The 6000-nt window shown below is 69.4% G+C and carries 5 protein-coding genes; 1 reads left to right on the forward strand and 4 read right to left on the reverse strand.

The annotated features are described in order from the left end of the window. Positions 1 to 103 precede the first annotated feature (103 nt). The 4 genes from frr to rpsB form a co-directional block, all read right to left on the reverse strand. On the reverse strand, positions 104 to 664 hold the full coding sequence (gene frr, locus PKA16_RS12595; RefSeq protein WP_324403584.1) for a ribosome recycling factor: 561 nt from the start codon (positions 662 to 664) through the stop codon (positions 104 to 106). Positions 665 to 704: 40 nt separating this feature from the next. Continuing rightward, positions 705 to 1427 carry a UMP kinase gene (pyrH, locus tag PKA16_RS12600; protein WP_324403586.1) on the reverse strand — a complete coding sequence of 241 codons (723 nt, stop codon included), beginning with the start codon at positions 1425 to 1427 and terminating at the stop codon, positions 705 to 707. Between the two features lie 390 nt (positions 1428 to 1817). Next, positions 1818 to 2711: a translation elongation factor Ts gene (tsf, locus tag PKA16_RS12605; protein WP_324403588.1), complete on the reverse strand. Its 894-nt coding sequence runs from the start codon at positions 2709 to 2711 to the stop codon at positions 1818 to 1820. 137 nt (positions 2712 to 2848) lie between these two features. Then, positions 2849 to 3604 (reverse strand): 30S ribosomal protein S2, encoded by a 756-nt coding sequence (gene rpsB / locus PKA16_RS12610; protein WP_324403590.1) that lies wholly within the window; start codon positions 3602 to 3604, stop codon positions 2849 to 2851. A gap of 560 nt (positions 3605 to 4164) precedes the next feature. Between rpsB and PKA16_RS12615 the strand changes: the two genes are divergently transcribed. Beyond that, a complete protein-coding gene (locus PKA16_RS12615; protein ID WP_324403592.1) occupies positions 4165 to 5673 on the forward strand; it encodes an NAD(P)H-hydrate dehydratase in 1509 nt (502 codons plus the stop codon). Positions 5674 to 6000 lie beyond the last annotated feature (327 nt).

Below are 6000 nucleotides of genomic sequence, written 5' to 3' on the forward strand. Positions count from 1 at the left end.
GCTGTGCCCGCTGCAGGCGGAGGGCGCAACAGCGCGCGGCGATTGGAGCCACGGGAATGTTTCACCTCAGGGGAAGGACACGCAGCGATGCCGGACGAGACCGTCAGACTTCCATGATCTCCTTTTCCTTGGCCGCCACCAGGGTGTCGATCTCGCCCACGTGCCGGTCGGTCACCTTCTGGATTTCAGCCTCGGCGCGCTTCTGCTCGTCCTCGGTCGCCTCCTTGTCCTTGACCAGCTTCTTGATCGCCTCGTTGGCGTCACGGCGCAGGTTGCGCACCGCGATCTTGGCCTGCTCGCCTTCATGGCGCACGACCTTGGTCATCTCGCGGCGCCGCTCCTCGCTCATCGGCGGCATCGGCACGCGGATCAGGTCGCCCATGCTGGCGGGGTTCAGGCCCAGGTCGCTCTCGCGAATGGCCTTCTCGATCTTGGCTCCCATGCCCTTCTCCCAGGGCTGGACGCTGATGGTGCGCGCATCGATCAGGGACACGTTGGCCACCTGCGACAGCGGCACGTGGCTGCCATAGTATTCCACGTGGATGGTGTCCAGCAGCGCCGGATTCGCGCGGCCGGTGCGGATGCGGGTCAGGCTGTTCTGGAAGGCGGCGATGGACTGGTTCATCTTGCCCTCGGCCTGCTTCCGGATGTCGGAAATCGTCATGTCTCAATGCTCCACACGTTCGGTCTGCCCGGACGCACGCTCAGGCGTGCACCAGCGTGCCTTCGTCGGCGCCCAGCACCACGTTCTTCAGGGCGCCCGGCTTGAAGATGGAAAACACCGTGATCGGCAGCTTCTGGTCGCGGCACAACGCGAAGGCCGTGGCGTCCATGATGCCCAGGTTGCGGTTCATCGCCTCGTCGAAGCTCAGCCGCGCGTAGCGCGTCGCCGTCGGATCCTTCTTGGGGTCGGCAGTGTAGACCCCGTCCACCTTGGTCGCCTTGAGCACCATCTCGGCGCCGATCTCGGCGCCGCGCAGCGCGGCGGCGGTGTCGGTGGTGAAGAAGGGGTTGCCGGTGCCGGCGGCAAACACCACCACCTTGCCCTCCTCCAGGTAATGCAGCGCCTTCGGCCGCACGTAGGACTCGACCACCTGCTCGATGCCGATGGCCGACATCACGCGCGCGGTCAGGCCCTGGTGGTTCATCGCGTCGGCCAGCGCCAGCGCGTTCATCACGGTGGCCAGCATGCCCATGTAGTCGGCGGTCGCGCGATCCATGCCCTCGGCGCCGCCGGCCACGCCGCGAAAGATGTTGCCGCCGCCGATCACCACCGCGACCTCGACCCCCAGGTGCGTGATCTCGGCGATCTCGCCGACGATGCGCTCGATCGTCGCGCGATTGATGCCGAAGGCATCGTCGCCCATCAGGGCCTCGCCGGAGAGCTTGAGCAGGATGCGCTTGTGGGCGGGTGTGGCTTGGTTCATGGGAGGCGGCAACTGGGCAAACGGATCGAGTTTAGCGGCTTGGCGCGCGATGGGCGCAAGAAGGGCGTGCCGCAGGCGACGCACCCCCGGCCCACGGGAAATTCATGCGCGCACCGGCTCAGGAAAACGACCAGGGAAGTCGGCTGGCGCCGGCGTGACGAATGCCGGCTGGGTCATCGAAGTCGAAGCGCAACGCAGTCATCCGTCCCTTGTCGTTCGAGCGCAAGCCCGTGCCAGGTTTCCATGGCGCCACGCGCCACCCGCGACAACCGTGCTCCGATGGCCGCGGAGCAGGCCATGACAGCCGTGGCCGGGGTCTCCCCGGCCACAGGCCGCGCCCCCTGAGGCGGAGGGCGCAACATCGCGCAGGGCGTGGGGCCGTCCTGTGCTTCAGGCCTTGCCTTGCGCCGCCGCCATCTGCGCCGCCACCTCGGAGGCGAAGTCATCCGCCCGCTTCTCGATGCCCTCGCCCACCACGTACAGGGTGAAGCCCAGCACGCGGGTGTTCTTCTCCTTGAGCATCTGCTCGACGGTCTGCTTGTCGTTCTTGACGAACGGCTGGTTCAGCAGCGAAACCTCCTTGAGGTACTTCTGCACCGAACCCTCGATCATCTTCGTCGCGATGTCGGCCGGCTTGCCCGACTCGGCCGCCTTGGCGCTGGCGACGCTGCGCTCGCGCTCGATCAGCTCGGCCGGCACGTCGGCGGCGGCCAGGGCCACCGGCTTCATCGCTGCCACGTGCATCGCGACGTCGCGCGCCGCCACTTCGTCGCCCTCGTACTCCACCAGCACGCCGATGCGCGTGCCGTGCAGGTAGTGCGTCAGGCTGGCGCCACCGGCCTTGCGCACGAAGCGGCGAAAGCTCATGTTCTCGCCGATCTTGCCGATCAGGCCCTTGCGCACGTCCTCCAGCGTCGGCCCGTAGCCGTCCTGCTCGTAGGCCAACTGGCCAAGCCCCGCCAGGTCGGCCGGATCGTGCTCGGCCACCAGGCGCGCGGCGGCCTGCGTCATGGCCAGGAACATCTCGTTCTTGGTGACGAAATCGGTCTCGCAGTTGATCTCGACCATGGCACCCGTGCTGTCCGCGATGTGGGCGGCCACGGCGCCCTCGGCGGTGACGCGGCTGGCCGCCTTGCCGGCCTTGGAGCCCAGCTTGACGCGCAGGATTTCCTCGGCCTTGGCCATGTCGCCCCCGGCTTCCGTCAGGGCCTTCTTGCACTCCATCATGGGGGCGTCGGTCTTGGCGCGCAGTTCGGCGACCATGCTTGCGGTGATTGTTGCCATCGGTACTTGCTCCGTTGAAAGGCGGCCCGCGCCCGGCACGTGCCGGCGTGCGCCGCAATGAATTGAAAAGGGGGCGTCACCGCCCCCGGCATGCGTGGCCGGCAGCGGAGCCGCCGGTCACGCCTCGCGCTTGGCGCTCAGGCGGCGTTCTCGTCCTCGACCTCGACGAACACGTCGTCGCCTTCGGCCGCCACCGTCTGCACCACCTCGTGCACGGCATTGGCCTTGCCCTCGAGCACCGCGTCCGCCAGCGCGCGCGCGTACAGCGTCACCGCGCGCGCGGAGTCATCGTTGCCCGGGATCACGTGGTCGATGCCGTCGGGGTTGTGGTTGGAATCGACCACGCCGATCAGCGGGATGCCCAGCTTCTGGGCCTCCGACACCGCGATCTTGTGGAAGCCGACGTCGATCACGAAGATCGCATCGGGCAGCGCCGTCATGTCCTGGATGCCGCCGATATCGCGCTCGAGCTTGGCGATCTCGCGCGTGAACATGAGCTGCTCCTTCTTGCTCATGGCGTCCAGGCCGGCCTCCTGCTGCGCCTTCATGTCCTTCAGACGCTTGATCGAGGTCTTGACGGTCTTGAAGTTGGTCAGCATGCCGCCCAGCCAGCGCTGGTCGACGAAGGGCATGCCGCAGCGCTGTGCCTCCTCGGCCACGATCTCGCGCGCCTGGCGCTTGGTGCCGACGAACAGGATGGTGCCGCGGTTGGCCGCGAGCTGGCGCGCGAACTTCTGCGCCTCCTGGAGCATCGGCAGCGACTTCTCCAGGTTGATGATGTGGATCTTGTTGCGATGGCCGAAGATATACGGGGCCATCTTGGGGTTCCAGAAGCGCGTCTGGTGGCCGAAATGGACACCGGCTTCCAGCATTTCACGCATGGTGATGGACATGGTCTGCCTTTGCAAGGTTGGGTCTGGAATCCAGCTCGTTCATCGCCCCGATCGCCGCTTCGCACGGTCTCTCGCAGGCGACACCTCGTCAGAGCTGGTTCGCGATTTGCCTTGCCGCAGGCCCCGAGCCTCTCAGATCCGGCGGCCGTGCGACAAAACCTTGGGATTATAGCGGTCCGGCGGTCGCCGGCCGTGACGGCCCTGCTGTCGCGGCAGTTGCCGGCGGGCCGCGCGGCTGGCGTCAGTCGACATCGGGGGCCTGGGGCCGCAACGGTTGAGCGCGGCGCGTGGCACCGGAATCCGGCCGCCGGGACTTGCAGGCGCCTGGAACCCAGCGTGCACACGGGCGTTCGCCAGTTCGATCGCGCTCGCCTGTCGGTTGGGCGCGCCCCGTACCCGCCAGCCCCGCATGGCACGGCGAGGGCAGCGCCGGCGGGCGCGCCCAACGGCCGGATTCGACTTGAAGGCGCTGGCCGGAGGGTGCGTTGCCCGTGAACCACGCCGCACGCGCGCACCGAACGCAGGACCCCTTCTTGCACGGGCAATCCGATAATCGCCCGATGCCGCATCCGATCGAACCCGGTCTCCGCCTGCCGCTGCACGACGTGCAGGGCACGCGTGCGCTCGAGCAAACGGCGGCTGCAACACTCGCGCCGCACACGCTGATGCAACGTGCCGGGCTGGCGACGGCACGGCTGGCGCTGGCGCTGGCGCCGCATGCACGCCGCGTGTGGATCGCCTGTGGCCCCGGCAACAATGGGGGTGACGGCCTGGAAGCGGCCGTGCACCTGCAGCACTGGGGCCTGGCCCCGATCGTCACCTGGCTGGGTGAGCCCGGGCGCCTGCCCGCCGACGCCGAGGCGTCCTGGCAACGCGCGCGCGCAGCGGGCGTGCGATTCGCCGACGAGCCCCCGCAGGGGCTGGCGCCGACTGATCTGTGCATCGACGCCCTGCTCGGCATCGGTGCCGCGCGCGCGCCAGCCGGCCGCCTGGCCGAATGGCTGGCATGCCTGCGCCGCAGCCCGGCGCCAATGCTGTGCGTCGACCTGCCAACCGGCCTCGATGCCGATACCGGCGTTGACCACGGTGCGGCCGCGCTGGCGACTGCCGGCGCGCCCGAGCCCGCGGGCCCGCGCCACACGCTGAGCCTGCTGACGCTCAAGCCCGGCCTGTTCACGGCGCAGGGGCGCGACGCCTGCGGCCGCATCTGGTTTCACGACCTGGGCGTGGCGTCCGGGCATGGCGTGCCGGTGGCCTGGCTGAGCCCGGAACCCCCGGCGCGCGCGCGGCCGCACACCAGCCACAAGGGGCGCTTCGGCGACGTCGCCATCGTCGGTGGCGAAGGACTGGCCGCGCGCGGCATGGCGATGGGCGGCGCCGTGCTGCTGGCCGCCAGCGCCGCCCTGCACGGCGGCGCCGGCCGGGTGCTGGTGTGTCCGCTCGACCCCGAGACGGTGGGGCTCGACAGCAGCCAGCCGGAACTGATGTTCCGTCGCTGGCCGGCACTCGCGCCCAGCCTGGATCGGCTCACCGTGGTCTGCGGCTGTGGCGGCGGCGAGGCGGTGTTTGCCGTGCTGCCGCGCATCCTGCGCCGCGCGGCGCGCCTGGTGCTGGACGCGGACGCGCTGAACGCGATTGCCGGCATGCCGGACTGGCAGGCGTTGCTGCGCGACCGCACCGGCGCCTGGCAACCCACCATCCTGACCCCGCACCCGCTCGAGGCGGCACGCCTGCTGGGCACCAGCACGCAGGCCGTGCAGGCGGACCGCCTGGACGCGGCGCGCGCGCTGGCAACGCGCTTCCAGGCCACGGTGGTCCTGAAGGGCTCGGGCACGGTCATCGCCGCGCCCGGACAGGCGCCGTACGTGAACCCCACCGGCAACGGGCGGCTCGCCACGGCCGGAACCGGCGATGTGCTGGCGGGCCTGGTGGGTTCCGCGCTGGCCAGCGGCCTGCCGGCCTTCGAGGCCGCCAGCGCAGCCGTCTACCAGCACGGTGCCGTGGCCGACCACTGGCCCACCACGGCCGCACTGACAGCCGGCGCCCTGGCGCGTCACCTCAGGCCCTGACGCGGCGCTCGGTCACCCCAACCGGGTCGCCGGATGACGAAATGAGGCCGGCGCACGCCGGGCAGGACGGAATGACGCGGGTCGGCAGGCGCCGCAGCACCTCCCGCCGCTAGTCCACTGAAACACTGAAACCGGATCGGTGCTGTGCACCCGATACGGGCACGCTGCGGCGTTGCAAATGCTCGCAACAGCAACGGCTGTTGCTGCGCTTTGTGCCTTGCATCGCCTCCCGTCTCGGACGCCCCTCACCGCCCATTTCAATGTTTCAGCGGACTAGTCTTACTGTGTTATAAGTCAAGGCATTATGCGATGAACTTCACGTGAGAG

The organism is Ottowia sp. (assembly GCF_035325765.1).
Classification (GTDB): Bacteria; Pseudomonadota; Gammaproteobacteria; order Burkholderiales; family Burkholderiaceae_C; genus Ottowia.

Coding starts and splice junctions, on each gene's coding strand:
- frr (WP_324403584.1), bottom strand. CDS start 664: ATGACGATTTCCGACATCCGGAAGCAGGCCGAGGGCAAGATGAACCAG.
- pyrH (WP_324403586.1), bottom strand. CDS start 1,427: ATGAACCAAGCCACACCCGCCCACAAGCGCATCCTGCTCAAGCTCTCC.
- tsf (WP_324403588.1), bottom strand. CDS start 2,711: ATGGCAACAATCACCGCAAGCATGGTCGCCGAACTGCGCGCCAAGACC.
- rpsB (WP_324403590.1), bottom strand. CDS start 3,604: ATGTCCATCACCATGCGTGAAATGCTGGAAGCCGGTGTCCATTTCGGC.
- PKA16_RS12615 (WP_324403592.1), top strand. CDS start 4,165: ATGCCGCATCCGATCGAACCCGGTCTCCGCCTGCCGCTGCACGACGTG.